Annotated in this window: 26 protein-coding genes; 14 read left to right on the top strand and 12 right to left on the bottom strand. The window is 60.5% G+C overall.

Going from position 1 to position 24,334, the window contains the following annotated elements:
• The first annotated feature begins 90 nt into the window (after window positions 1-90).
• The 7 genes from map (at window position 91) to GYM47_RS02655 (ending at window position 7,867) form a co-directional block, all read left to right on the top strand.
• Window positions 91-882 carry a type I methionyl aminopeptidase gene (map, locus tag GYM47_RS02685; RefSeq protein WP_139528314.1) on the top strand — a complete coding sequence of 264 codons (792 nt, stop codon included), beginning with the start codon at window positions 91-93 and terminating at the stop codon, window positions 880-882.
• The gene (locus GYM47_RS02680) at window positions 882-3,557 is read left to right on the top strand and encodes a [protein-PII] uridylyltransferase (RefSeq protein ID WP_153843447.1); all 2,676 of its coding nucleotides are present in this window, start codon (window positions 882-884) and stop codon (window positions 3,555-3,557) included. The genes map and GYM47_RS02680 overlap by 1 nt, the downstream gene beginning before the upstream one ends.
• A gap of 122 nt (window positions 3,558-3,679) precedes the next feature.
• Window positions 3,680-4,876 carry a succinyldiaminopimelate transaminase gene (dapC, locus tag GYM47_RS02675; RefSeq protein ID WP_153843446.1) on the top strand — a complete coding sequence of 399 codons (1,197 nt, stop codon included), beginning with the start codon at window positions 3,680-3,682 and terminating at the stop codon, window positions 4,874-4,876.
• Between the two features lie 33 nt (window positions 4,877-4,909).
• Window positions 4,910-5,254, top strand: a complete 345-nt coding sequence (locus GYM47_RS02670) for a Spx/MgsR family RNA polymerase-binding regulatory protein (RefSeq protein ID WP_139528311.1) — start codon at window positions 4,910-4,912, stop codon at window positions 5,252-5,254.
• A 42-nt stretch (window positions 5,255-5,296) separates the two neighbouring features.
• Window positions 5,297-6,322 carry a 2,3,4,5-tetrahydropyridine-2,6-dicarboxylate N-succinyltransferase gene (gene dapD, locus GYM47_RS02665; RefSeq protein ID WP_153843445.1) on the top strand — a complete coding sequence of 342 codons (1,026 nt, stop codon included), beginning with the start codon at window positions 5,297-5,299 and terminating at the stop codon, window positions 6,320-6,322.
• Window positions 6,309-7,481 carry a succinyl-diaminopimelate desuccinylase gene (dapE, locus tag GYM47_RS02660; protein WP_153843444.1) on the top strand — a complete coding sequence of 391 codons (1,173 nt, stop codon included), beginning with the start codon at window positions 6,309-6,311 and terminating at the stop codon, window positions 7,479-7,481. Before dapD ends, dapE begins: the two co-directional genes overlap by 14 nt.
• A complete protein-coding gene (locus GYM47_RS02655) occupies window positions 7,478-7,867 on the top strand; it encodes a hypothetical protein (protein ID WP_153843443.1) in 390 nt (129 codons plus the stop codon). Before dapE ends, GYM47_RS02655 begins: the two co-directional genes overlap by 4 nt.
• Window positions 7,868-7,928: 61 nt before the next feature.
• On the opposite strand, the gene GYM47_RS18450 is transcribed toward GYM47_RS02655, so the two are convergent.
• Window positions 7,929-8,459 carry a cold-shock protein gene (locus tag GYM47_RS18450; RefSeq protein WP_139528307.1) on the bottom strand — a complete coding sequence of 177 codons (531 nt, stop codon included), beginning with the start codon at window positions 8,457-8,459 and terminating at the stop codon, window positions 7,929-7,931.
• A 110-nt stretch (window positions 8,460-8,569) separates the two neighbouring features.
• Here GYM47_RS18450 and GYM47_RS02645 point away from each other — a divergent pair, with 110 nt between their 5' ends.
• Window positions 8,570-8,818, top strand: a complete 249-nt coding sequence (locus GYM47_RS02645; RefSeq protein WP_139528306.1) for a SlyX family protein — start codon at window positions 8,570-8,572, stop codon at window positions 8,816-8,818.
• 22 nt (window positions 8,819-8,840) lie between these two features.
• Here the strand turns inward: GYM47_RS02645 and ald are convergent, their stop codons facing one another.
• The 7 genes from ald to radC all read right to left on the bottom strand — a co-directional run bounded on the left by ald (window position 8,841) and on the right by radC (window position 14,226).
• Window positions 8,841-9,959 (bottom strand): alanine dehydrogenase, encoded by a 1,119-nt coding sequence (gene ald, locus GYM47_RS02640; protein ID WP_153843442.1) that lies wholly within the window; start codon window positions 9,957-9,959, stop codon window positions 8,841-8,843.
• 179 nt (window positions 9,960-10,138) lie between these two features.
• Window positions 10,139-10,576, bottom strand: coding sequence for an acyl-CoA thioesterase (locus tag GYM47_RS02635; protein WP_153843441.1), 438 nt, complete (start codon window positions 10,574-10,576; stop codon window positions 10,139-10,141).
• Window positions 10,577-10,624: 48 nt separating this feature from the next.
• Window positions 10,625-11,815, bottom strand: a complete 1,191-nt coding sequence (locus GYM47_RS02630) for a class I SAM-dependent rRNA methyltransferase (protein ID WP_139528303.1) — start codon at window positions 11,813-11,815, stop codon at window positions 10,625-10,627.
• A 79-nt stretch (window positions 11,816-11,894) separates the two neighbouring features.
• A complete protein-coding gene (mutM, locus tag GYM47_RS02625) occupies window positions 11,895-12,722 on the bottom strand; it encodes a bifunctional DNA-formamidopyrimidine glycosylase/DNA-(apurinic or apyrimidinic site) lyase (protein WP_153843440.1) in 828 nt (275 codons plus the stop codon).
• Between the two features lie 136 nt (window positions 12,723-12,858).
• Window positions 12,859-13,014, bottom strand: coding sequence for a 50S ribosomal protein L33 (gene rpmG / locus GYM47_RS02620; protein ID WP_009098622.1), 156 nt, complete (start codon window positions 13,012-13,014; stop codon window positions 12,859-12,861).
• Window positions 13,015-13,051: 37 nt separating this feature from the next.
• Window positions 13,052-13,288: a 50S ribosomal protein L28 gene (rpmB, locus tag GYM47_RS02615; RefSeq protein WP_038481085.1), complete on the bottom strand. Its 237-nt coding sequence runs from the start codon at window positions 13,286-13,288 to the stop codon at window positions 13,052-13,054.
• A 263-nt stretch (window positions 13,289-13,551) separates the two neighbouring features.
• The gene (radC, locus tag GYM47_RS02610; protein WP_153843439.1) at window positions 13,552-14,226 is read right to left on the bottom strand and encodes a RadC family protein; all 675 of its coding nucleotides are present in this window, start codon (window positions 14,224-14,226) and stop codon (window positions 13,552-13,554) included.
• Window positions 14,227-14,408: 182 nt separating this feature from the next.
• Between radC and coaBC the strand changes: the two genes are divergently transcribed.
• From coaBC to slmA, 5 genes are all read left to right on the top strand, one after another.
• Entirely contained in the window at window positions 14,409-15,689 is a 1,281-nt protein-coding gene (coaBC, locus tag GYM47_RS02605; RefSeq protein WP_153843438.1) for a bifunctional phosphopantothenoylcysteine decarboxylase/phosphopantothenate--cysteine ligase CoaBC, read from the top strand.
• 2 nt (window positions 15,690-15,691) lie between these two features.
• On the top strand, window positions 15,692-16,153 hold the full coding sequence (gene dut / locus GYM47_RS02600; RefSeq protein ID WP_139528299.1) for a dUTP diphosphatase: 462 nt from the start codon (window positions 15,692-15,694) through the stop codon (window positions 16,151-16,153).
• Between the two features lie 42 nt (window positions 16,154-16,195).
• On the top strand, window positions 16,196-17,584 hold the full coding sequence (locus GYM47_RS02595) for a phosphomannomutase/phosphoglucomutase (RefSeq protein ID WP_153843437.1): 1,389 nt from the start codon (window positions 16,196-16,198) through the stop codon (window positions 17,582-17,584).
• 97 nt (window positions 17,585-17,681) lie between these two features.
• On the top strand, window positions 17,682-18,581 hold the full coding sequence (argB, locus tag GYM47_RS02590; RefSeq protein ID WP_054644931.1) for an acetylglutamate kinase: 900 nt from the start codon (window positions 17,682-17,684) through the stop codon (window positions 18,579-18,581).
• 21 nt (window positions 18,582-18,602) lie between these two features.
• On the top strand, window positions 18,603-19,211 hold the full coding sequence (slmA, locus tag GYM47_RS02585; protein WP_139528296.1) for a nucleoid occlusion factor SlmA: 609 nt from the start codon (window positions 18,603-18,605) through the stop codon (window positions 19,209-19,211).
• 93 nt (window positions 19,212-19,304) lie between these two features.
• Here slmA and rpoH read toward each other — a convergent pair whose 3' ends face one another.
• From rpoH to ftsY, 4 genes are all read right to left on the bottom strand, one after another.
• The gene (rpoH, locus tag GYM47_RS02580; protein WP_139528295.1) at window positions 19,305-20,174 is read right to left on the bottom strand and encodes an RNA polymerase sigma factor RpoH; all 870 of its coding nucleotides are present in this window, start codon (window positions 20,172-20,174) and stop codon (window positions 19,305-19,307) included.
• A 242-nt stretch (window positions 20,175-20,416) separates the two neighbouring features.
• Window positions 20,417-21,463, bottom strand: a complete 1,047-nt coding sequence (gene ftsX / locus GYM47_RS02575) for a permease-like cell division protein FtsX (protein ID WP_153843436.1) — start codon at window positions 21,461-21,463, stop codon at window positions 20,417-20,419.
• Window positions 21,460-22,128, bottom strand: coding sequence for a cell division ATP-binding protein FtsE (gene ftsE, locus GYM47_RS02570; protein WP_139528293.1), 669 nt, complete (start codon window positions 22,126-22,128; stop codon window positions 21,460-21,462). Before ftsE ends, ftsX begins: the two co-directional genes overlap by 4 nt.
• Window positions 22,125-23,525, bottom strand: a complete 1,401-nt coding sequence (gene ftsY / locus GYM47_RS02565; protein ID WP_168444427.1) for a signal recognition particle-docking protein FtsY — start codon at window positions 23,523-23,525, stop codon at window positions 22,125-22,127. Before ftsY ends, ftsE begins: the two co-directional genes overlap by 4 nt.
• 89 nt (window positions 23,526-23,614) lie before the next feature.
• On the opposite strand from ftsY, the gene rsmD reads away from it, so the two are divergent.
• Window positions 23,615-24,235, top strand: a complete 621-nt coding sequence (gene rsmD, locus GYM47_RS02560) for a 16S rRNA (guanine(966)-N(2))-methyltransferase RsmD (protein WP_153843434.1) — start codon at window positions 23,615-23,617, stop codon at window positions 24,233-24,235.
• The last annotated feature ends 99 nt before the right edge of the window (window positions 24,236-24,334 follow it).

Here is a 24,334-nt window from a genome sequence, read left to right as displayed (position 1 = left end):
ACCATAGATCATTGCCAAGATGAAGTCGCAGGCGCGTTTAGACGCTGAATTTGCCACTCATCACTCACCCAGAAGCCACATCGAGAATTCATGAACGTTCCTATCAAGACGCCTTCTGAAATCGAGAAAATGCGCGAAGCCGGTCGCCAGGCAGCCAGCGTTATCGAAATGATCACTCCCCACGTCACAGCGGGTATCAGCACCGGTGAGATCGACCGCTTGTGCCATGCGTACATCGTCAACGAACTGGGCTCGACGCCAGCACCGCTGAACTATCACGGTTTCCCTAAAGCGACCTGCACCTCGATCAATCACGTGGTATGCCACGGCATTCCCGATGATGGCAAAAAGCTCAAAAACGGCGACATCATGAACCTGGACATCACCGTGCGCACGCCAGACGGCTACCACGGCGACTCCAGTGTCATGTTCGTGATTGGCGACACCATTCAGGGTGAACGACTGTGCCGCATCACCCAGGAGTGCCTATATAAAAGCATCGAGCTAGTGAAGCCCGGCGTACGCCTTTCCGAGCTGGCCCGGGTGATCCAGCAGCATGCCGAAGCTCACGGCTACTCCGTGGTGCGCGACTTCTGCGGCCACGGCATTGGCGCGGACTTTCACGAAGATCCGCAGTTCTTGCACTACGACGGCTATGCACCGGATGCCGACATTCGCCTGGAGGCGGGCATGTGCTTCACCATCGAGCCGATGATCAACGTAGGTGGCTACAAAACCAAGGTCCTGCGGGATGGTTGGACCGCCGTCACGAAAGACCGCAGCCTGTCGGCGCAGTGGGAGCACACCCTGCTTGTCACCGACACCGGCGTTGACGTGCTGACCGCACGCAGCGACGAAGACTTTAGCTTTTTGAACGCCTGATGCTTCTTCACCACTACCGGTTCGAGCCGGACACGTCGCTTTTCGATCTCGACCTGTTTCGCACCGAGCTTGCCGGATCACGCTCGCCCATTGCGCCGTTCAAAGCGGCCTTACGGGACATTCAGGCGCGGCTGGACGAGCAGTTTCGCGCTGGGGCCGATATTCGCGATCTGGTACGCGGCCGTGCATGGTATCTCGACCAGCTGCTTGCCATCGCCTGGGCGCAGCATGCCTGGCCCGACGACGGGGTCGCGCTGGTAGCGGTGGGTGGTTACGGGCGTGGAGAACTACACCCCCACTCGGACATCGACCTGCTCCTATTGCTCGAACACGACGATGACTCCCCCTACCGTGAGCCGCTGAGCGCCTTCATCACCTTTTTGTGGGATATCGGCCTCGAGATTGGCCATAGCGTGCGCTCACTCAACGACTGCGAGCGCGAAGCCGAAGCGGACGTCACGGTGATCACCAACCTGCTGGAGTCACGCCTCATCGCCGGGCCGGAAAGCTTGCGCGAAAAGATGCGCGAGCGCTTGAGCGCAACGAACCTGTGGCCTGCCGACCGATTTTTCGAGGCCAAGTGGCAGGAACAGATCGCCCGCCACTACCGCTACAACAATTCCGAGTATCACCTGGAGCCCAACCTCAAAAGCTCCCCCGGTGGCCTGCGCGATATCCAAATGATTGGCTGGGTGGCCAAGCGCCATTTCGGCACCGAGCAGTACACCGACATCGTCGCCAACGGCTTCATGAACGACGCCGAGCTGCGCATTCTCAGCCAGGGTCAAGCATTTCTCTGGCAGGTGCGCTACGCTCTGCACATGCTCACGGGCCGGGCCGAAGATCGGCTGCTGTTCGATCATCAGCGCACCATTGCCGAGATGTTCGGCTTCAAGGACACTCCCGAACGACTCGCCGTCGAACAGTTCATGAAGCGCTACTACCGCCATGTAACGGCCCTCGCCGGACTCAACGACATGCTCTTGCAGCATTTCGACGAAGTCATTCTGCGCGGTAAAGAGTCGTTGGAAACCGTCAAGCTCAACGAGCGCTTCGAAACCAAAGGCGGCTACATCCAAGTGCGCTCGCGCAACCTGTTCCGCGAGCGACCGGCGGCCATGCTGGAACTCTTCCTGCTAATGGCCAAACACCCGGAGATCGAGGGGGTACGCGCCGATACCATTCGGCTGATTCGTGACCACCGTCATCAAATCGACGATCACTACCGGGAAGAGCCGCGTCACCAGCGGCTCTTCATGGCCCTTATGCGGGCACCGGGAAACGTTCCTCGCCAACTGCGGCGAATGAACCGCTACGGCATTCTCGGCAAGTACCTGCCGGAGTTTGGCCGCGCCGTGGGGCTGATGCAGCACGATCTGTTCCATATCTACACGGTCGATGCCCACACCCTGCGCCTGCTGAAATTCCTGCACGGCTTCCGCAAGCCAGAGGCCAAAGGCGACTTCCCCGTGGCAGCGACGCTCATCCACCAGTTGCCCAAGCTCGACTTGCTGTGGATCGCAGGCTTGTTCCACGACATTGGCAAAGGCCGTGGCGGCGATCACTCCGAAATCGGTGCGCGAGACGTCGAGCAGTTTTGTCATCGCCACCACATTTCCCAGCACGACACCAACTTGGTGAGCTGGCTGGTGGAGCACCACCTGCTGATGTCGATGACCGCGCAAAAGCGCGACATCAGCGACCCGGACGTCATCCGCGACTTTGCGCTGATCGTGCGCGACGAGACCCGCCTGGACTACCTTTACGTGCTCACCGTCGCCGACATTAACGCGACCAACCCAACGCTGTGGAACGGCTGGCGGGCGTCGCTGTTGCGCCAACTTCACGCGGAAACCAAGCGCGCCCTGCGGCGCGGCCTGAAAAATCCGCCAGATCGCGACGACTGGGTACGCGAAACGCGCACCGAAGCGCGCTCGCTACTGCAAACGGTGGGTGTCGATAGCGCTCACATCGACCGGCTTTGGGAATCGCTGGGGGAGGACTACTTCCTGCAGTACGCACCCAGCGAGATCGTCTGGCAGACCCAAGGCATTCTCAACCACCAGCCCTCACCGCTGCCGCTAGTGCTGATCAGTGCACCCACCGCCGACATGGCCGAGGGCGGTACCAAGGTCTTCATCCACACCCGCTCGGCGGATGATCTGTTTGCCGCCACGGCCGCCGCCATGGAGCAGCTAGGGCTGTCCATCCACGATGCACGGATTGCCACGTCCCACAACGACTGGACGCTGAACACCTTTATCGTACTGGATAGCCATGGCCAGCCGATTCGTGACTCAGAGCGTATCGAAGAGATGCGCAGCCACCTGGTTGAAGAGCTGGACGACCCGGATGACTACCCCGAGATCGTCACCCGCCACACCCCGCGACAGCTCAAGCACTTCAAAGTGCCTACCGAAGTGGTGATCGAACAGGACCCAGCCAACGAGCGCACCCTGCTGGAGCTGACCGCCCCCGACCGCCCCGGCCTTCTCGCTCGGGTAGGGCGCATCTTCATGGAGCAGGATATCGCCCTCTCGGCCGCCAAGATCGCTACGTTGGGCGAGCGAGTAGAGGACGTGTTCTTCATTACCACCAAGGCAGGCGAGCCGCTCACCGACCCCGAACGCCAGCAGCAGCTTCGTGAACGGCTGATTGAAGTACTAGGCGTCTAAACCAGAAAGATGCCATGCCCTGGTGGTTAGGTTTGAGCCTGCCCCAGGGCTTGCCTATAATCGGTGGTTCGATAAATGGTTTTGCTCACAGCTCCCGCCTTCACGCTCTCAACGGACGCGCCATGAACCCAGATCTCAACGCCCTTCATCCCTATCCGTTTGAAAAGCTGGCCGCTCTCAAAGCGACACTCACGCCCCCGGCGGGGCTGACGCACATTCCGCTGACGATCGGCGAACCCCAGCATGTGCCTTACCAGGGCGCGCTGGATGCCCTCGTTGCCCACCAGCTCGAGATGGCCCGCTACCCGGCCACCAACGGCCTGCCCGCGCTACGTGAGACCATCGCTGCCTGGGCCACCCAGCGCTTTGGCCTCGCCGGCCTAGACGCCGAACGCCAAGTTCTGCCCGTGAACGGCACCCGCGAGGCCATCTTTGCCTTCGTGCAGGCAGCGCTGGACCGCACTCGCCCTGCCCAGGTCGCCGTGCCCAATCCGTTCTACCAGATTTACGAAGGGGCGACGCTACTGGCAGGCGGCCAGCCGCTCTACCTGGACTGCACGGCCGAGAACGGCTTTCGTCCCGATTTTTCTGCGGTCAGCGCCGACACTTGGCGCGACGTGCAGATCGTGTTTATTTGCTCGCCGGGCAACCCGACCGGCGCGGTCACACCGCTGGCCGAATTCAAAGAGTTGATTGCCCTGGCCGACGAGCACGACTTCATCATCGCCTCCGACGAATGCTACTCCGAGCTTTATCTGGACGAGAGCACACCGCCGCCGGGGCTGCTGCAAGCCTGCGCCGAGCTTGGCCGCGACGACTACCGCCGCTGCGTGGTGTTTCACTCGCTCTCCAAACGCTCCAACCTGCCGGGGCTGCGCTCGGGCTTCGTGGCAGGCGATGCAGACCTGCTCGCCCCGTTCAAGCGCTACCGCACCTATCACGGCTGCGCCATGTCGCTACCGCTGCAGCACGCGTCCATCGCTGCTTGGCAGGACGAAGCCCACGTACGGGCCAACCGCGACGCCTACCGTAAGAAATTCAGTGCGGTCACGGAGGTGCTCGCCCCGGTGATGGATTTCCCCACGCCCGAGGCGAGCTTCTACCTCTGGCCTGCGGTTACGGGCGGTGACGATATCGCCTTTAGTCAACGGCTATTCAGCGAGCAGCACGTGAGCGTACTTCCCGGCAGCTTGATGGGCCGCCCAGGACAACACGGCCATAATCCCGGTGCTGGGCGGCTACGCTTAGCCCTAGTGGCGGAGCTCGAACCGACGCTGGAAGCGGCCACGCGTCTTCGCCAACTGCTCGAACGCGGCTAGCCCGCGCCGACCAAGACGACGAAAGGAGGCTGTATGCTGACGCTCTATATGATTCACAACTGCGACACCTGCCGCAAAGCACGCAAAGCGCTGGACGACAAAGCGCTGATGTATAAAACCCACGACCTGCGTAAAGATGGCCTGTCGGCGGCACTGCTCGAACACATCTTGAATCGCGCGCCGCTGGTCGAGGTGATCAACAAGCGGAGTAAGACCTGGCGCGAGCTCTCCGATGAAGAGAAGGATTTTGATGCCAACTCGGCGCGCCAGCTGTTGCTTCAGCACCCCACGCTGCTCAAGCGGCCGCTTTTGGAACTCGACGACGGTACCATCATGATCGGCTATCAAGACGGCGACTACGATTCGCTAAGTGGCTAATCCTGACCGACACCTCTCACCAACCTCTAAGGAATACGCGTTATGCTGAGCTTCGCGCTTGGAATCGGCACCCAAAACACCCAGGGCGACTGGCTGGAAATCTACTACCCGGCTCCACTATTCCACCCAGACGAGCGCCTGGTCGCAGCGGCCAAGGAAGCCCTGGACGCACCAACAGGCAATGCCCCGGTCAGTTTCCTGCCAGAAGATTGCACCCGCTTGGCCAAAGCGCTGGAAGCGGCAGGCCACTCCGACCAAGCCGCACTGGCAGAGTCACTGGCGGCGAGCCAGCGTCCGCTGGTGGCGATGTTCTTAGAGAGCGATCAGCCGCCGCAAACCGCACCTGAGGTGTACTTGAAGCTGCACCTGCTGTCCCACCGCCTGGTGAAGCCCCACGGCCTGGACCTGACCGGTATGTTCGGCTTGCTGCGTAACATCGCCTGGACCAACGAAGGCGCCATCGACATCGAAGAGCTGCCCGCCCGCCGCCTCAAGGCACGCCTGGCTGGCCGTGCGCTGTCCGTCGACTGTGTCGATAAATTCCCCAAAATGACCGATTACGTGGTGCCTAGCGGCATCCGCATCGGCGACACCGCCCGCGTGCGCCTGGGCGCTTACCTGGGCGAGGGCACCACGGTCATGCACGAAGGGTTCGTCAACTTCAACGCGGGCACCGAAGGCCCCGGCATGATCGAAGGGCGTATCTCTGCCGGCGTCATGGTCGGCAAAGGCTCCGATCTGGGCGGCGGCTGCTCCACCATGGGCACGCTCTCGGGCGGTGGCAACATCATCATCAAGGTGGGCGAGGGCTGCCTCATCGGCGCCAATGCCGGTATCGGTATTCCGCTGGGCGACCGCTGTACCGTAGAAGCGGGTCTGTACATCACCGCAGGCTCCAAAGTGACGCTGTTGGATGACCAGGGCCAAGACGTCAACACCGTCGCCGCCCGCGAGCTGGCAGGCCAAGACGACCTGCTGCTGCGTCGCAACTCACAAAATGGCCGCATCGAGTGCTTGACCAATAAAAGCGCCATCGCGCTGAACGAGGCGCTACATGCCCATAACTGAGCCTGACTCACTGTCGCCGACGCTCACGCTGGCGTTCGACCTGCTGAGCCGGGCATCGGTGACACCCGACGATGAAGGCTGCCAAGACCTGATGATCGAGCGCTTAACGGCGCTCGGTTTCCATATCGAGCAGCTCCCCTTTGGTGATGTAAAGAATTTTTGGGCCGTGCGCGGCCACCACGGGCCGGTGATCGCGTTTGCCGGACACACCGATGTGGTGCCCAGCGGCCCCCATACCAACTGGGAATTCCCGCCGTTCGAGCCCTGTATCGACGACCAGGGCATGCTCTGCGGGCGCGGCGCAGCGGACATGAAAGGCAGCCTGGCAGCGATGCTGACGGCAGTGGAGCGCTTTGTCGCCCGCTACCCCGACCACGAGGGGCGGATCGCGTTTTTGATTACCTCCGACGAGGAGGGGCCTGCCATCGACGGCACCCGCGCAGTGGTCGAGCATCTTCGCGAGCGCAATGAGCGTTTGGACTACTGCATCGTGGGCGAGCCCTCCTCTACCGCTCGCCTAGGCGATGTGATCAAAACCGGGCGGCGCGGCTCTTTGGGCGGCGTGCTTCACGTCAAAGGCGTGCAGGGCCATGTGGCCTACCCTCACTTGGCACGCAACCCTATCCATCAGGCGATGCCTGCGCTGGATGCGCTCGTCAACGAGCATTGGGACGCGGGCAATGACTTCTTCCCTGCGACCAGTTTTCAGATCTCCAACGTGCGTGCTGGAACGGGCGCCACCAACGTGATTCCAGGTGACGTGGAAGTCGTGTTCAACTTCCGTTACTCCACCGACGTCACCCACGACGAATTACGCTCACGCACCGAAGCGATCTTGGATGCGCATGGCCTCGAGTATCATCTGGATTGGACGTTGAACGGCGAGCCCTTCCTGACCGCAGAAGGCGAGCTCGTGGATGCCACGATTCGCGGCGTAGAAGCCGTCACCGGCGAACGCCCGCAACTCTCCACCAGCGGCGGCACCTCGGATGGTCGCTTCATTGCCACCTTGGGCGCCCAAGTCGTCGAGCTTGGCCCACTCAACGATACTATCCACAAGGTGAACGAACGGGTGCGCGCCAGCGACTTGGACGAGCTGAGCCGTATTTACGAAGCGACGCTTCAGGCGCTGCTGACCACCGACGAGGTACGCGTATGATGGAGCGGTTTCCAGACATAGAAGTGTATCTGGCGCAGGCCACGCTGGATGACGTCAACGCCTGGCTGGCCGAGGTGCTCAGTGCACCGCCGCTTAGTCCAGCGGGCAAAGGCAAATGGAAAACCCGCGGCCAACACCAAGGCGATAGCGTCCCGGTACTCCTGGTGGATAACGCCGCCGATGGCTTTGCCAGCCTCTGGTTCGACAGCAACCAGACGCCGTGGCATACCGATCAGGAGTGCGCTCAGCATGCCGCTGAGGCGCTGCAGGTGGAAGTTCGCTGCTCGCTAGGCGGCTGGCATCCCGGCGATGACCCTGACCGTTTTTGGCAAGTTCTACCCAGCGGCCAAGAGCGTGCCATCGAATGGCCCGATTCGGGCCGCTAAATGCAAAAACCCCCGCCAATGCGGGGGTTTTCTCTACCAGCAAGGGACGCTGTGAGAACGCTTACTCGATAATACTCACATCATCGGCCTGCAGGCCACGATCGTTTTTGATCACGTGATAGCGAACGATTTGGCCTTCGGCCAGCATCCGTGGGCCGCGGCCACGGATGGCACGAAAGTGAACGAATACGTCCTCTCCGTTATCGCGGGTAATGAAGCCGTAACCCTTATTGGTATTGAACCACTTGACCTCTCCCTCTTCACGGCCATCGTTGGGATCGATGATGTCTTCTTCATCATCGTCCGCTACCGGCGACGTCGCTTGAGGCTGACGCGGTGCTGGTTTCACTCGGGCAACGTCCGCTTTGACCACCATGGGCGGCGCCAGGGCAGCGGCGGCTAACGTGCCAATGAACAACATGACAAAGCAGCCAAGGGCGACGGCGGCATACACACTAAACGCCGCGCCAGCTAGCCACTGTTCAGCCATCGGTGCATTGGTTAAATGAACAATCCCCGCCAACAAAAGCGGCGTGGGGGCGGCCAGTAAGATACTGATAAAGAAACAGCGAAAAACAACTTTTGGGTTCATAGATGATGAAAGCTCTCTTGTTGTATGGGTAACAGACGAAGGACAATACTCGAACTACCAGGCCCATTCCTAACAGTACCGAGCATACTACACAAGGTGACGATGTTATCATGACAAACGATTTATCGCCTGCCGAGCTCACTCAACGTCTTGAATCGTTGGAGAGTCGGCTGGCTTATCAAGAGCACTGGCTGGATACGCTCGACCAAGCGGTCGCCCAGCAAGAACGACGCTTGGAAAAACTCGAGCAACTCAGCGCCTTGATGCGCGAACGGCTACGTGAACAGCATCAGGCGCTCCAAGCAGGCGATAGCCAAGGCAGCTTTCGCCCTGAAGATGACGTTCCGCCCCACTATTGAGCATTAGACACGCTTCAGCCCTTTATCGCCCCACCACACTGCTGGGGTCGACGCTCGCCAAGCCAAAGGCCTCGGCGACCGCACGGTAAGTGATCTGGCCATTATGAACGTTCAGGCCGGGCAAGAAGTGCGCATCGTCGGCGAGCGCCTTTTGCCAGCCTTTGTCGGCGAGTGCCAGCACGAACGGCAGCGTGGCGTTGGTCAGCCCTAGCGTAGACGTACGTGCCACGGCGCCGGGCATGTTGGCCACACAGTAATGCACGATGCCATCCACGAGATAGGTGGGCTCGGCGTGGGTGGTGGGCTTGCTGGTTTCAAAGCAGCCGCCCTGATCGATCGCCACGTCGACCAGCACGCTCCCCGGCTTCATGTCTGCCAGCATGGCGCGCGTGATCAGCTTGGGTGCTGCAGCCCCAGGAATGAGCACGGCGCCCACGATCATGTCCGACTCCCTGGCCGCGTGATCCAACGCATCGGCCGTGGAGTAAACGGTCTTGATGCGCCCTTGATAGCGATCATCCAACACCTCCAGCCGGGCAATGGATTTGTCCAAAATCGTGACGTCCGCGCCCAGGCCGAGTGCCATGCGGGCGGCGTTTTCACCGACGACACCGCCGCCGATCACCGTCACCTTGCCCGGCGACACACCGGGGACCCCCGGCAGCAGCACACCGGAGCCGCCCTGCGCTTTCTCCAGGCTGTGCGCCCCCGCCTGCACGGCCATTCGACCCGCCACGGTACTCATGGGGGCAAGTAGCGGCAGACCGCCTTTGGCATCGGTAATGGTTTCGTACGCAATACAGGTGGCACCGCTGTCCATTAGCCCTTGGGTGAGCGACTGTTCAGCGGCCAAGTGCAAGTAGGTAAACAGCGTATGCTCAGGGGTGAGACGCGCGACTTCCTCTGGCTGCGGCTCTTTTACTTTCAAGATCAGCTCGGCGTGTTGCCACAGCGCCTCCACGACCTGTTCGATGGTGGCTCCCGCGCTTTGATAAGCACTATCGGGAAAGCCTGCGCCTTCGCCCGCCCCGCTTTCCACGCAGACATGATGGCCACGCCCGGTTAGCTCGCGTACCCCTGTGGGTGTGAGTGCAACACGGTACTCGTGATTTTTGATCTCTTTGGGAACGGCAATTTTCATGACTGAACTCTCCACAATCCGGATGAACGACACGTCGCTCACTGCATTACAGCACAGCCGGTGAGAACCACCACCCCTATGAATCAAAACGAAAAAAACGCCGGCTAAGGCGTTTTTTGACAGAAAGATCTAGCGCTTGAGCGCAGCGCACGAAAAAATCGACGCCACTCAGTAGCGCATCACCCTTCCTCTACTACCGCACTACCATAGAGACGCTGATACTCCTCGGGCAGGCGCTTTGGACGACCGCTGGAGAGTGCCACGCAGGCAAAGCGAGTACGGGCATTGAGCAGCGTTTTGCCATCGTCGACACGCTTGAGCTGGAAGCGACGCGTCAGACTAAAACGCCCGTCGCACGCGACGATCCAGGTCGCGAGCTGCAGCGCATCCCCTAAAAAGGCTGGCGCGAGGTAGTCCAGCTCGTGACGATGGACCACCATCGCCCTATCCAGCGTTCGGTAACGCTCGAGAGAGAGCCCCAATGCCTCGGAGTGGGCCCAGCTAATTTGCTCGACCCAGCGCAAGTACTCGCTGTTGTTGACGTGCTGGTAGGCATCGATCGCCTCTGGCAGCACCTCCAGGTCAATGACAAACGGGTCTGGCAGTGCCCACTCCATGTGACTCGCTCCCTGTCTACCTACCTCATGACGACGATTTGCGGATGATTAATCGCGGAAGACGCGAACACCCAGCGCCTTCAAATAGGCCGTTTCTGGAATGGCCGGGTGTACCGGGTGATCCGGCCCTTGGTGGCCCTGGAAGATGACCTGTCCGTGACGATCCTGATGGCGCACCGCACCGCGCACCACGTCGACCAACCGCTCGGACGCCAAGTGCATGGAGCACGACGCCGACAGCAGCAGGCCGTCGCGGCCCAACAGACGCATCGCTTCACGGTTGAGACGCGAGTAGGCGCGCTCACCGTTGGGGATGTCCTTGCGCTTTTTGATGAACGCCGGCGGATCGAGAATCACCACGTCGAACTGCTCGCCATCGGCCTTCAGCGCCGCCAGGGCTTCGAAGGCGTCGCCTTCGCCGATGGCCACCTGCTCTTGGACACCGTTCAGCTCGGCGTTGCGCGCCACTTGCTCCAGCGCCGCGCCAGAGGCGTCCACGCAGAGCACTTCGGAGGCGCCGCTGGCGGCTGCCTGGACGCCCCAGCCACCCACGTAGCTGAAGACATCCAGCACGCGTTTGCCAGCCACTTGGCCGTTGAGCCAGGCGCGGTTGACACGATGGTCATAGAACCAGCCGGTTTTCTGGCCATTCAGCACCGGGACGGCAAAGGTCACGCCATTCTCGACCAGCAGCACTTCATCGGGTAGCGTGCCTTTGACCACCTCCACGTGGGCTTCCAGGCCCTCCTGGCGGCGGCCACCGGTGTCGTTGCGAAACACGATCGTGCTTGGTTTGACGACTTTCTCCAGTGCATCGACGATCTCCTCCGCCAATGCCTGCATACCCGCCGTGTTGAGCTGCACCACCAGCACGTCGCCAAAGCGGTCGATGACTAGCCCCGGCAGCAGGTCGCCTTCCCCATGAATCAGACGATAGAAGGGCTGATCGAAGAGACGCTGACGCAGCGCCAGCGCCTGATTGAAGCGATGCACGAACAGCGAGCGGTCCAGGCGCATTTCCGGGTCTCGAGACATGATACGCGCACAGATCAACGAGTGCGGATTCACGTAGGCCACGCCCAACGTTTTTCCGTTGGAGGCCTCTACGAGCGCGGACTCACCCGCCGCGAAGTTCTTTAACGGCGTCTCTTTGATATCGACTTCGTTGGAGTAGATCCACAGATGGCCAGCCTTCAAGCGGCGATCGGCGTTCTTGTTCAGGCGCAGGCGTTGAGTCACAACAATCTCCAAAAAAGCAGGCGGGCAGCGCTCTAGCGCTGCTCAAATAAGCAAAATGGGTCGCCGCGCGAGGCGACGCTTAACGCTGGCAGCCAGGGCAGAACACGCTGGCCCGCTGGCCCAGAGTGATACGTCTCAGCTCGCTTCCGCAGCGTAAACAGGGTTGCCCGTGACGTCCGTAAACGTTGAGCCGCTGGGCAAAGTAGCCGGGCTCACCCTGGCCGCTGACAAAATCGCGCAGCGTCGTGCCGCCTTGGGTAATGGCTGCCGTCAATACCTCTTTGACGGCGGCCGCCAGCGCATCGTAGCGGGCTCGGGAAATACGCCCCGCCGCACGGCGCGGGTCGATGCCCGCCATGAACAGCGCTTCGGCGGCGTAGATATTGCCCGCGCCCACCACCACGCGGTTATCCATCAGAAAAGGCTTGACCGCTACGCGCTTGTCGCGGGACAAGCGGTAGAGCCACTGGCCGTCGAAGGCCTCGCTGAGCGGCTCGGGGCCCAAGTGAGCAAGGCGGGTATCGCGACTGCCGTCGCCCTGCCGCCAATCGACGAAACCGAACCGCCGCGGATCATGATAGCGCAGCACGTAACCGCTAGCCGTCACGACGTCCACATGATCGTGTTTTTTGGGCACGTCGCCCAGGCGCGCAATACGCAGGCTTCCCGACATGCCCAGGTGCCACAGCAGCGTGGCGCTGCCTTTGGGTGTGGCCAGCGGCATCTGCAAATACTTGGCACGGCGTGAAAGCTCGCCGACGCGCGCGCCGATCAGCCGATCGGCCAGATCGTCAGGCACTGGCACCCGCAGGCGCGGCTGGCGCACCCGCACTTCGGTAATCTCTTGCCCTTCGATATAGGGGGCAATGCCACGTCGCGTGGTTTCTACTTCAGGCAATTCGGGCATGATGAAAGCCTATGATGACAGCGCCATGACAGATGACCCGTCAGCGCCCTAACGACAGACATGCAAAAACCCGGCTTTGGGCCGGGTTTTTCAACAGGCGCTCGCCTGCGGTGAAAGCCGATCATCGTAACCGCGATTACTTGATCTTGGCTTCCTTGTAGATAACGTGCTTACGGACCACCGGGTCGTATTTCTTGAATTCGAACTTATCCGGGGTGTTCCGCTTGTTCTTATCAGTGGTGTAGAAGTGGCCAGTACCGGCACTAGACACCAGCTTGATCTTATCGCGCATGGTTTAACTCTCCCAAAAGTGCGTAGCAAAAGCTCGCTTAGATTGCGTCGCCGCGTTTGCGGATATCGGCCAGAACCGTCTCGATACCTTTCTTGTCGATGATGCGCATGCCTTTAGAGGAAACGCGCAGCTTGACGAAGCGGTTTTCGGATTCAACCCAAAAACGATGGGTGTGCAGGTTCGGCAAGAAACGACGACGTGTCTTACGCTGGGAGTGAGAAACGTTGTTACCAGTTACCGGACGCTTGCCGGTAACCTGACATACTTTGGACATGAGAGCCTCCAACCGCTTGGCGAGTTGTTCAAAACTGTCGGGCAAACCGGAGCAGGGAGGGAGTCGACGCAGTTAACCGCCTAGCTGTACCCAAATCCGTTATTCAACCCAAGTTCAAAGGTGGCACTTTATACCAGAGCACCTGGCTACCAGCAAGCGAAACCGCCCAAAAAGGCCAAAAAAGCGCGTTTCTGGACAATTTACTTAGAAAAGGGGCATCGGCCCTACGACCCGCCGCGCGTTTTCTCCTGCTGAGTTGATGACTATAGCCAGCCACGCTCGGCAAAGGACACCACGTCTCCGTCTCCTACCACGAAATGATCGAGAACCCGCACGTCAAAGAGTGCAAGGGCATCTTTCAAGCGCTCGGTGATACGTCGATCGGCATCACTGGGCTCCGCTACACCCGAGGGGTGATTGTGGGCCAGGATGACAGCACCAGCGTGTAGTTCCAACGCACGCTTGGCAACTTCGCGGGGATAAACGGATGCGCTGTCTAGGGTACCGCGAAATAGGGATTCATAGCGAATAATTCGGTGCTGAGTGTCCAAAAAAAGGACCGCAAACTCCTCGTGTCCCAAGTGACGGAGTTGAGAACTCAAATAGTGACGCACCAGCGCTGGCGACGTCAGCGCGTTACCCCGGGCCAGCTGACTGGCCAAATGACGCCGCGAAAGCTCCAGGGTGGCCTGTAGCTGAGCAAACTTGGCATTCCCCAATCCCCGAGCGGCACAGAACTGGGCTTGGTCGGCTTCCAGCAACTGCCTTAAACCACCAAAGCTGGTCAGCAAGTCCCGCGCTAAATCCACCGCAGAGCGTCCTTGTACGCCAACGCGCAGAAAAATGGCGAGAAGCTCAGCATCCGAGAGAGCCTGCGCGCCCATCGTCAGCAGTTTTTCCCGCGGCCGCTCCCCCTCGGGCCAATGATTGATTCCCATCCACGCCTCCTTGCCCATGCACTGCCGTTATCGGCCTAGTTAAAGAGAGAGCGCCGCCTTCAAACGCCAACTCAATGGCGCCGCCTCACTATACCTAGCCCCTACATTTGCCGAGCATGCCAAAATAATCGGTCAAATGGTATGGTAAGCGCCTTGTTGATCGTCACACTGGACTGCCGACCATGGCCTCATTTTCGCATTCCCCTTTGTCATCACGTACGTCGTCACTTGCGGGTAAGCGCCTGCTGCTCGGCGTTAGCGCGGGCATTGCAGCGTATAAAAGCGCGCTGATCGTACGACTGCTCAAGCAGGCGGGCTGCGAGGTTCGCGTGGTAATGACGGAGGGCGCTCAGGCCTTCATTACGCCGCTGACACTTCAGGCGCTCTCGGGGGAGCCGGTGCGTACGTCGCTGCTAGATCCAGAAGCGGAAGCCGGCATGGGCCATATCGAGCTGGCCCGCTGGGCCGACGCCATCGTGATCGCGCCCGCCACGGCCGATCTGATCGCACGATTGGTGCACGGCATGGCGGATGACTTATTGACCACGCTCTGTTTGGCGTCCGAGGCGCCGCGCCTCATCGCGCCAGCGATGAATCAAGCCATGTGGCGCCACCCCGCCACTCAGCGCAACGTGTCACAGCTGGCCAGCGACGGCTGGCAGCTGATAGGCCCTGCTGCGGGCGATCAAGCCTGCGGCGATGTCGGCCCAGGGCGCATGAGCGAGCCTGATGAGATTCTGGAGGCCGTGAGCCGCCATTTTGCACCGCCCATTACCCCCTCGGCCAGCGCCCCCCATGTCGTGATTACCGCTGGACCCACGCGGGAGGCGCTAGACCCTGTCCGCTACCTGTCGAATCACAGCTCGGGGAAGATGGGCTATGCCCTGGCGGCCGAGGCGGCCGCGCAAGGCGCACGAGTGACGCTGATCAGCGGGCCGGTGAACCTACCCACGCCGACAGGCGTCGAGCGGCTCAACGTCGACACGGCCCTGCAGATGCACGAGGCAGCGCTCGATCTCGCGCCAACCGCCGCGCTGTTCATTGGCTGCGCAGCGGTAGCCGACTACCGCGCCGCCAACGCGGCCGAGCACAAGCTGAAAAAAACCGACGACCAGGACACCCTAACGCTCACGCTGGTGAAAAATCCCGACATCATTGCCGATGTGGCGGCGCTACCGGACGGCCAGCGCCCCTTTGTCGTGGGCTTTGCCGCCGAGACCCAAGACATCGAGCGTTACGCCCAGGATAAGCTCGCCCGCAAAGGGCTCGATATGATCGTCGCTAATGATGTTTCCCAACAGGGGCTGGGATTTGGCAGCGACGACAACGCGGCGCTGCTGCTATGGCGAACATCCGACGGCAGTGACCGACTCGTCGCACCGCCACAGCCTAAAACGCAGCTGGCCGCGCTGATCGTTCGGCACGCCCTCACCCACCTCTCTTTGACCTCTTCTGGAGCCTAACCATGAGCAGTTCCCGCCCTCGCCTACAGTGCAACGTCCTGGACGAGCGCCTCCACGACTATCTCCCCACCTATGCCACGACAGGCTCTGCGGGCATGGACTTGCGGGCGTTGCTGGATGAGCCGTTGACGCTCGCCCCCGGCGAATGCCAGCTCGTGCGAACCGGGCTTGCCATCTATATTGAAGACTCGGGCTTAGCGGGCATGATTTTGCCACGCTCGGGCCTGGGCCATAAACACGGCATCGTACTGGGCAACCTGGTGGGTTTGATCGACTCCGACTATCAGGGAGAGCTGATGATCTCGGTTTGGAACCGAGGCCAACACAGCTTCACCGTGACGCCGTTCGAGCGGCTGGCCCAGTACGTCTTGGTGCCCGTGGTGCAGGCCGACCTCGACATCGTCGAGCGCTTCAACGACTCCTCCCGCGGCGGCGGCGGTTTCGGCAGCACCGGTCGCCAATAGCTCGCCTTACGACGCCCCCTTTTGCCTTTTCAAGGATCGATGATGACCGTACCCGCTTCGATATTTCGCGCCTATGACATTCGCGGCGTCGTCGATGACACGCTCGACGATGCCACCACCGAGCTGATTGGCCGCGCCGTCGGCTCCGAAGCGGCCGCTCGCGGCGAACACACGGTGATTGTGGCGCGGGACGGCCGCACGTCTGGGCCACGCCTGCAGGCGGCGCTCATTCGCGGCCTGCAGGCCGCGGGAAGAGACGTGATCGATATCGGCATGGTGCCCACGCCGGTTCTCTATTTTGCCACTCACACGCTCGCAGAGAGCTGCTCAGGCGTGATGCTCACCGGTAGCCACAACCCGCCGGATTACAATGGCTTCAAGATCGTCCTGGCGGGCGACACCTTATCGGGCGACGCAATTACTGCGCTCTTTGAGCGCATTCAAGCAGGTAACTTCACCCAAGGCGACGGTCGCGTGCGCCACCACGATCTGCGCGCCACCTATCTGGAACGCATCTTGAGTGATGTGAAGGTTACGCGCCCGCTTAGCGCCGTGGTGGATTGCGGCAACGGGGTGGCTGGCGAGCTAGGCCCGCAGTTGCTCGAGCGATTGGGAGTAACGACCACGCCGCTCTATGCCGAGATCGATGGGCGCTTTCCTAATCATCACCCCGACCCCGGCAAGCCTGAAAACCTCCAAGACCTGATTCACCACGTTCAACACAGCGGAGCCGACATCGGCCTGGCCTTCGACGGCGACGGTGACCGCCTGGGCGTCGTGACGCCTCGTGGACGCATGATTTACCCCGACCACCTGATGATGCACTTTGCCACCGATATGCTGTCGCGCAACCCTGGCGCCAAGGTGGTCTTCGATATCAAGTGCACCGGCAACTTGGCCAAGGTGGTTAGCGAGGCTGGGGGTGAACCCGAGATGTGGCGCACCGGGCACTCGCTCATCAAAGCGCGCATGAAAGAGACGGGGGCACTGCTCGGCGGTGAGATGAGTGGCCACCTTTTTTTCAAAGAGCGCTGGTACGGTTTTGACGACGGTCTCTACTCAGCCGCCCGGCTGCTGGAGATTCTTGCCCAATTCCCAGGGGATGCGGATACCTTCTTCGACCAATTTCCTCAGGATGTGAGCACGCCCGAAATCAACATCAGCGTGGCCGATGACAAAAAATTTACCATTATCGAGACGCTTGCCAGAGAGGGCGACTTCGGCGAAGGTATCAAAACCACGCTGGATGGCATTCGCGTCGATTACCCCGACGGCTGGGGTTTATGCCGCGCCTCGAATACGACGCCCGCCCTGGTGCTGCGTTTCGAAGGAAAGGATAGCGCTGCACTTGCTCGCATCCGTGGGCGTTTTGCCGAAGCGCTCCACGGCATCGCACCGACACTGACCATACCGGCCACCACAACGACATGATCGCGCCTTTAGAACGCGCGACGTGTTAAACACGCTGTGATTGCCAGCCGCGCACAGCCATGCAACAGACATTAAAAAAGAGCCAAGGGACATCGTCATGAGTTCAGCTAGTCGCGACCCTCAGGTCGTCGTGGAGGTGCTGTCAGAAGCGCTTCCCTACATTCAGCAATTCTCCGGCAAAACCGTCGTCGTCAAATACGGTGGCAACGCCATGACCGAAGATACGCTGATCGACTCATTTGCTCGTAACATCGTGCTGATGAAGGAGGTCGGCATTAACCCCGTGGTGGTACACGGCGGTGGGCCGCAAATTGGCAGTCTGCTGGAGAAACTCAATATCGAATCCCGCTTCGTCAACGGCATGCGGGTCACCGACTCGCAGACCATGGACGTGGTCGAGATGGTGCTGGGCGGCTTGGTCAACAAGAGCATCGTCAACCTGATCAATCAAAGCGGCGGCAAAGCGATTGGCCTGACGGGGAAAGATGGTGCCCAAATTCGCGCCCGCCAGCTCAAAGTAGAGCATCAAAGTCCGGAAATGACCGCGCCGGAGATCATCGACATTGGCCACGTGGGCGAGGTGGAGTCGATCTCTACCGATCTCATCGAGATGTTGGCCGCGCGTGATTTCATACCGGTCATCGCACCTATCGGGGTAGATGACAAAGGCAACAGCTACAACATCAACGCCGATTTGGTAGCAGGCAAGCTAGCCGAAGCGCTGAACGCCGAAAAACTCATGCTGCTAACCAACGTGGCGGGTTTGATGAATAGCGAAGGTAAGGTATTGACCGGACTCACGACCGTTCAGGTAGACGGCTTGATTGCCGACGGCACCATCTACGGCGGGATGCTCCCCAAGATCCGCTGTGCACTGGACGCGGTGAAAGGTGGTGTCAACAGCGCCCACATCATCGATGGTCGCGTGCCCCATGCCGTACTGCTGGAAATCTTTACCAACGCCGGGGTAGGCACCCTGATCACTGACGCAGGCTAATCGCGACGGAGGGCACGAGTCATGAGTGACGATAGCAAACCTCGCCGCCGCGAGCAGATACTGCAGGCGCTGGCCATCATGTTGGAAGAAGATAGCGGTAAACGCATCACCACGGCCGCCCTGGCGCGGCAAGTGGGCGTTTCCGAGGCAGCGCTGTATCGCCATTTTCCCAGCAAGGCGCGCATGTTCGAAGGCTTGATCGACTTCATCGAAGAGAGCATTTTCGCCAGGATCACCCGCATTCTCGACGATATTCCTGATGCCACGACCCGCTGCGGGACGATTCTCTCGCTCTTGCTCGGGTTTGCCGAGAAGAACCCTGGGCTTGCCAGGGTACTGGGCGGCGATGTTCTCACTGGAGAGACCGCTCGGCTGCGCCAGCGGGTACACCAGCTCTTCGAGCGCTTGGAAACGCAGCTCAAGCAGGTGCTCCGTGAGGCCGAGCTGCGTGAAGGGCAGCGCACCAGCATCACCGCCTCGGCAGCGGCCAACCTGCTCATCGCCCAGGCCGAAGGGCGTATTTCGCAATACGTCCGCAGCGACTTCAAGCGGCTGCCTACCGAGTATTGGGAGGATCAGTGGACGCTACTCTCGGGCCAGCTATTTAGAAACGCTTCCCAACCCGCATAATGAGGCGCGTGCTCTCAGCACATGCACAAAGCAAATGAAAACGCCCCGCCGTAACGATACCGGCGGGGCGTTTTCCTGCGTGAGGCGTGAGTGTTACGCAGCGATGGCCGCGTCGCCCATTTTCTGACGTAGCTTCTTCATGGCGTTCTTTTCGAGCTGGCGAATGCGCTCAGCGCTAACGCCATACACGTCGGCCAAATCGTGCAACGTGGCTTTGTCATCGGTGAGCCAGCGGCGCTGCAAAATGTCCCGCGAGCGCTCGTCCAACGCTTTGAGTGCCAGTTGAAGACGGCGCGTGGCGTCTTCCTCGAAGTCGCTGTCTTCGAGCTGTGTCGCCGGGTCAGCGGAAGCGTCATCGAGGAAGTACGCTGGCGCTTGATACGTACTCTCTTCGTCGTCACTGGGCGATGCGTCGTACCCTGCGTCGAATGCCGAGAGGCGCCCTTCCATATCGCGCACGACTTCCGGTTTCACGTCGAGATCTTTGGCAATTGCGTCGACCTCGTCGTTGTTCAGCCATGCCAAACGCTTTTTCGCGCTACGCAGATTGAAAAACAGCTTACGCTGCGCCTTGGTGGTGGCGATTTTGACGATACGCCAGTTACGCAGCACGAACTCATGAATTTCGGCTTTGATCCAGTGCACGGCAAACGACACCAAGCGTACCCCTTGATTGGGATCGAAGCGCTTGACGGCTTTCATCAAACCGACGTTGCCTTCCTGAATCAAGTCCGCTTGCGGCAGACCGTAACCGGAGTAGCTGCGAGCAATGTGCACCACGAAACGAAGGTGCGATAGCACCAATCGACGTGCTGCCTCTAGATCGCCCTCATCGTAAAGACGGAACGCCAGCTCGCGCTCCTCTTCGACGCTCAGCACCGCGATGCCATTCACCGCTTGAATGTAGCCACCCAGGTCATTGCCTGGTGAAAGCTGTCCCACCGGTAGAAGACTAGTGCTCATGTGCAGATGGTCTCCCTTAAAACCTATCGTGGTTGACGTGCTGGCGTCGCGTGAATGTGCGCAGCCAAACGTCTTGCGTTAACCTTAAGACCTTAGTCGAACCCAAAGGTTCAAACGATCGACGCACAGTTGGCATCGATCACGCCACGGGGGTAGAAATTCCCGTGACTGCCCACATGGACAATATCGCGGAGTCTATGTACTGCCTATAACGTGAAGATGACAACGCGACAGACGCATGCTCAGCGCGGGCGTATGCTGGAAAGGTGGCGCGTGACGGCAAGCCAAGCTCCCAGCCAGCCAAGTAGTGTACTGCAAGATAGCAGAATTGTAGAGCCTGTCACGTCCAACTGCGGCAAGGTGAAGCTAGCGCCATAGCTTGCCGCGAGCGCCGCCACCGGCAGCGATAGCCAGTGATTGCCCAAGGCCAACAGACCCAGCGCCAAGAGCCCGCCTCCAGCGCCATACCAGGCTCCACTGTACAGGAACGGGCGACGCACGAAGGCGTGCGTTGCGCCGATCAGCATGACCACTTCGATTTCACGGCGTCGGCTCTCCACCGACAAGCGAATGGTATTACCGACGACCAGCAGTACACCGAAACCAAACAGCACCCCCAGCGCCAGCGCCACGCGGCGTCCCAACGCCGCCAGATGGCGCAGCCGCTCGACCCAGGCCAAATCGACGCGTACTTCATCGATGCCAGTTACCCCCTCGAGCCGCTCGGCCAGTTCAGCCATCGCAGCGGGCTCTACATCTTGAGGGGAAATGACGATACTCGCGGGGAGCGGATTATCGTCAAGCCCTGCCAGGGTATCGTCGATGCCCAACGACTGCTGGAAATCCGCCATGCCCTGCTCTGGGCTGATCATGCGCGTCTGCGCCACGCCGCCGTCAGCGCTCACCGCCTCTTCGATCCGAGCCGCCTGCGCTGCATCAATCCCCATATCGAGATAAACGGTGAGCGACGCGCTTTCATCCAGCTCGGCATCCAGCAGCTTGGCGCTGTCCAACGTCAGCCATAGAGCGGCGGGAAGCACCAAGGCAATGGCAATGGCCAGCATGGTCAGCAGGTTGCCCAACGGGTAGCGCACCAGTCGAAAAAGGCTATCCAGCGCCATGGCCCGGTGGTGACGCCCCCAGGCCCGCAGACGGCTGCCCATACGTGTTTGCTGCGAGCGAGCCCCACCGCGGGGCGTTTTTTCCGTTACAGGGGCATGGGGCTTTGCGGGCGCGCGGGCAGCACGGGGGGCGGCGCCGCTTTGGCGAGGAGTGGCCGAGCGCTTCATACGGCCCCCTCATCGGCTACTAGACGGCCATCCCGCAGACGCAGAATCCGATGACGCAAGCGCGCAATCAGGGCCAAGTCGTGGCTCGCGATCATCACGGTGGTGCCGATACGATTGAAGTCTTCGAATAGCGCCATGATATCGGCTGAGAGCTGGGGGTCCAGATTCCCGGTGGGTTCATCGGCCAGCAGCAGCGCGGGTTTGTTGACCACAGCACGGGCGATGCCCACACGCTGCTGCTCACCACCCGATAGCTCGATAGGAAGGGCTTTTTCACGGTGCAACAGGCCAACCTTGTCCAGCGCAGCGCGCACGCGCCGGGCTGCCTCACGGGGCTCTACACCTTGAATGTCCAGCGGCAGCGACACGTTGTGGAACACGCTACGATCGAACAGCAGCTGATGGTCTTGAAAGACCACACCTATCTGACGTCGATAGAACGGCACTTGACTGACGTGGAGCTGGGCAATGTCGTGCCCAGCCACCACCACCCGGCCACGGCTGGGTTTTTCCAACCGCATGATCAAGCGCAGCAGCGAACTTTTTCCCGCCCCCGAGTGGCCGGTAAGAAAGACCATTTCGCCTCGTGCGACGCGAAAGTTCAAGTGTGCCAACGCCTCGAAGCGCCCTCCATAGCGCTTCCCCACATGCTCAAAGGCTATCATGCGTGGCCATCGTCTCCTTGGCGGTCGAAGAGCGCGTTGACGAAGTCATCGGCGTTGAAGGGGCGCAGATCATCCAGGCCTTCGCCCACCCCAATAAAGCGGATCGGCGTTTCGAGCTGCTTGGCCAACGCAAAGATGATGCCGCCTTTGGCGGTGCCATCCAGCTTGGTCAGAGTAATCCCACTAATCGGCACCGCTTCGTTGAAGGTCGACGCTTGGGAAATGGCGTTCTGCCCCGTGCCCGCATCCAATACGAGCATGACCTCGTGGGGCGCCGTGTCATCGAGCTTCTGCATCACTCGATGCACTTTCTTCAGCTCTTCCATTAGATGGCTCTTGTTGTGCAGTCGTCCAGCGGTATCGGCAATCAGCACGTCTACACCGCGGGATTTGGCGGCGGCCACCGCATCGTAAATCACCGAGGCACTATCGGCACCGGTATGCTGGGCAATGACCGGCACATGGTTACGCTCGCCCCATACCTTCAACTGCTCGACCGCGGCCGCACGGAAAGTATCCCCAGCGGCCAGCATGACGCTCTTACCTTCGCGCTGAAAGCGCTGGGTGAGCTTGCCGATGGTGGTGGTTTTGCCGACACCATTGACCCCGACCACCAAAATCACGAAGGGGCCGTCGCGCTCTTTATCGAAGCTGAGTGGCGTCGACACGGGGGCCAGCAGTGCGGCCAGCTCTTCTTGCAGGCCACGGTAGAGCGCCTCGGGGTTGTTGAGCTCTTTGCGGGAGACGCGCGCTTCCAAGCGTTCGATGATCTCGCTCGTCGCGTCGATGCCCACATCGGCCATGAGCAGCTGGGTTTCCAAGTCCTCCAGCAGCTCGTCATCGATCTGCTTTTTGCCGAGGAAAAGATCGGCCAGGCCGTCGGTCAGGTTGGCGCGAGTTTTCTCTAGACCAGACTTGATGCGCGCAAACCAGCCTCTCTTTTCGCCTTTTTCTGCCACCGGCTTTTCCTGAAGGGCTGCCTTCGCGGCGGGTTCTGGCTCTGGCTCTGGCTCTGGCTCTGGCTCTGGCTCTGGCTCTGGCTCTGGCTCTGGCTCTGGCTCTGGCACAGTATCCATGAGCGACGCAGGCGTCACCTCTTCATCGACGCCGGTGGGCTGAACGTCTTCTTTATCGACCGGTTCGGGCGACTGCTCCTGGGCGAGCACCTCGGCAGCGTCACCTACGGATGCCGGTGCATGTGAGGGCGATTCGTCTGCCAGCGACTCAGAGGGCGCAGGGGGTTCCGCAGGCGCTTTGGCAGGTGCCGATCTCTCCTCCGCAGCAATCTCTTGCTCAGTCGAGCCCTCGGGCTCCTCCGACAGCGCAGGCTGCTCCTGGGCATCCTGAGGCTCCTGCTGGGAGTCGTGCTTTTTCTTACGTTTGAAAAAACCGAACATAGGGGTCATCCGACGAAATAGGTGAACATTGCGATTATCCTACCACCGCAGACCAAGACTTTGGATAAGTAGCCCGCTACAATCGCGTCATGAAACGACAACGCTCTTCGCGCGCCTCCTCGCGCCCATCGACATCTTCTCGCGGCCAAGCCAAACCGCCGGGAAAACTGCGCATCATCGGCGGTGATTTCCGGCGCCGCCAACTGCCGGTGCTCGACCATCCTGGCCTGCGCCCAACCCCAGATCGCGTACGTGAAACGCTGTTCAATTGGCTCGGCCAAGCGCTTTACGGCAAGCAGGTGCTGGATCTATTCGCGGGCACCGGTGCACTAGGCATCGAGTCGCTCTCGCGGGGGGCCGCCGAGGTCACCTTCGTCGAGCGTGACGCCCAGGTGGCGTCGCATATTCGCGAGAACCTCACCATCTTGAAAACCGCGCTGGGCAAGGTCATCACCGCCGATGCCCTATCGTTTGTCGCGTCGCCAGGACAGCCGATGGACGTGGTATTTCTCGACCCGCCCTTTCATCAAGATTTGGCCGCGGATTGCTGCAGCGCGCTAGAGACGAACGGTTGGCTCGCTAACGAGGCGATGATCTACCTGGAGACCGAGTACGGCCTGACGCCCGAAGTACCCACCCATTGGCAGCTTCACCGAGAAACCCGGGCGGGTGAAAGCATAGCTAGGCTCTATCGACGCTTGCTCACCTAAAGCGCTTGCCGACAAGTAACAGCGGCGTTACGCTCGCCCCAACGAGTGACGCACCACGCCCGATTTTATGACATAACGACAGGCAACCGCCTGTCGTTC

Source organism: Vreelandella piezotolerans (assembly GCF_012427705.1).
Classification (GTDB): Bacteria; Pseudomonadota; Gammaproteobacteria; order Pseudomonadales; family Halomonadaceae; genus Vreelandella; species Vreelandella piezotolerans.
The sequence above is the reverse complement of the archived record's forward strand: the minus strand, read 5'-3'. Positions and strand labels throughout refer to the sequence as shown.